Annotated in this window: 1 protein-coding gene; it reads left to right on the top strand. The window is 75.8% G+C overall.

Annotated elements, in window-relative coordinates:
* Positions 1-208 precede the first annotated feature (208 nt).
* The coding region (locus tag ABZW03_RS41020; RefSeq protein ID WP_355270000.1) for a histidine kinase at positions 209-1,199 on the top strand (991 nt) is incomplete at its 3' end.

Raw genomic sequence — 1,199 nt, 5'->3', positions numbered from 1 at the left:
CCGGGCCCCGCCCCGGCCCGGCCGCGGCCGGGACCGGCACCAGCAGGCTCGGACACCGGTTCGAGCCCAACCGTTACCGTTGCTGTCGGAGGCTCCGCCCGCCGCGGAGGCCTCCGACCAGGCCCGCCGCCCCACCGGGGCCGGCGCCGCACGGACCGGCGCCGCCCGGCGAAGGGCGCGGCCAGACACCCGACCGGAGAGCACGAGCATGAGCGACACCTGGCAGCGCCTGCGCCGCGAGCACCCGCGGTTGCTCGACTTCGCAGGCGGGGCGGTCCTGCTCACGATCACCACCCTCGGCGCCACCGTCGACCAGACCGGCGGCCGCGTCGCCCGGTTCGACGTGCCCACCGTCCTCATCGCGACGGTCTCCGCCGTCACCGTGTTCGCCCACCGCCGATACCCGCGCGCGGTGGTCGCCCTGACGCTGCTCTGCACGATGGTCCTCGCCCTGGTCAGCCCCCGGCTCACCCCGGCGGTGGCCACCCCGCTGCTGCTCGCGCTCTACTTCCTCGCCATCCGCACCGACCGCGCCACCGCGCTGCGCGCCTCGCTCGCCACCGCCGTCCTGCTCACCGGGATGTCCCTGATGTTCGGTTCCGGCAGTCCGATCAGCGAACGGCTCGGCGTCCTCGCCTGGGCCCTGCTGCCCGGCGCCCTCGGCGACTCCATCCGCAACCGCCGCGCCCACCTCGCGGCCATCGAGGAGCGCGCCGAACGGGCCGAGCGCACCCGCGAGGAGGAGGCCCGCCGCCGGGTCGCCGACGAGCGGATCCGGATCGCCCGCGACCTGCACGACGTCGTCGCCCACCACATCGCCCTCGCCAACGCCCAGGCCGGCATCGCCGTCCACCTCATGGACAACCACCCCGTCCAGGCCCGCGAGGTGCTCAGCCACATCACCGACGCCACCGGCTCGGCCCTCCAGGAACTGCGCGCCACCGTCGGCCTGCTGCGCCGCGACGAGGAGCGCGCCCCGCTCGAACCCGCCCCCGGCCTCGACCGGCTGCCCGAGCTGATCAACACCTTCGAACGGGCCGGCCTGCCGGTCCGGCTCACCGTCGAGGGCGAGGCCCGCCCGCTGTCGCCCGGCGTGGACCTCACCGCCTTCCGGATCGTCCAGGAGTCGCTGACCAACGTGGCCAAGCACGCCCACGGCGCCGACGCCGAGATCACCCTCGCCTACAGCGGCAGCCCGA

It is taken from the genome of Kitasatospora sp. NPDC004799 (genome assembly GCF_040609095.1).
Classification (GTDB): domain Bacteria; phylum Actinomycetota; class Actinomycetes; order Streptomycetales; family Streptomycetaceae; genus Kitasatospora.
This window is presented reverse-complemented; position numbering and strand designations above follow the sequence as displayed.